At 63.7% G+C, this 441-nt stretch carries 1 protein-coding gene; it reads right to left on the bottom strand.

Annotated elements, in window-relative coordinates; all coding sequences use genetic code 11:
• Window positions 1–17: 17 nt before the first annotated feature.
• The gene (locus M3661_RS29890; RefSeq protein ID WP_251491305.1) at window positions 18–386 is read right to left on the bottom strand and encodes a hypothetical protein; all 369 of its coding nucleotides are present in this window, start codon (window positions 384–386) and stop codon (window positions 18–20) included.
• Window positions 387–441: the final 55 nt, after the last annotated feature.

The following is a 441-nucleotide window of genomic DNA, read 5'->3' as shown; positions in this document are numbered from 1 at the left end:
GACAGGCGCCCCGAAGCTCATACATAGTACAAAAGGACTATCCCGAAGAAGAATCCTATCAGGGCTGGCCAGGAGCCAGCCCAGAGCGTACCGACGACGGCGAGAACGAACTCGACGGTGACGATGACGCCCTGGTCCATCGGCGACGTAGCGGCTTCATGCGCCCATCCGAAGACTATCGCGCCCATCAACAGGCCGATCCCGAACATGGCGGTGCGCGTCAGCATGACGGCAGCCACGATGGCGGCAACGACAAGGGCGACGTCGAACACCGTCATCGTCGTGATCGAGACGCTTCCATCAGCATGCGGGCATCGCCCAGGGGGCATTCTCTGCGCCTGCACGCAGAGGCTGCCGATCATGGTCGGCACCAGCTCGCCCGGCAAGCTGCTCAGCGCTGCCGGGCGACGGTAGCTAGGGCACCCGGCAGCTTACCTGGAA

This window comes from Paenibacillus sp. MER 180 (genome assembly GCF_023713665.1).
Classification (GTDB): Bacteria; Bacillota; Bacilli; order Paenibacillales; family Paenibacillaceae; genus Paenibacillus_B; species Paenibacillus_B suaedae.
Note: the sequence above shows the minus strand (reverse complement) of the source record. Positions and strands in the feature narration are given on the sequence as shown.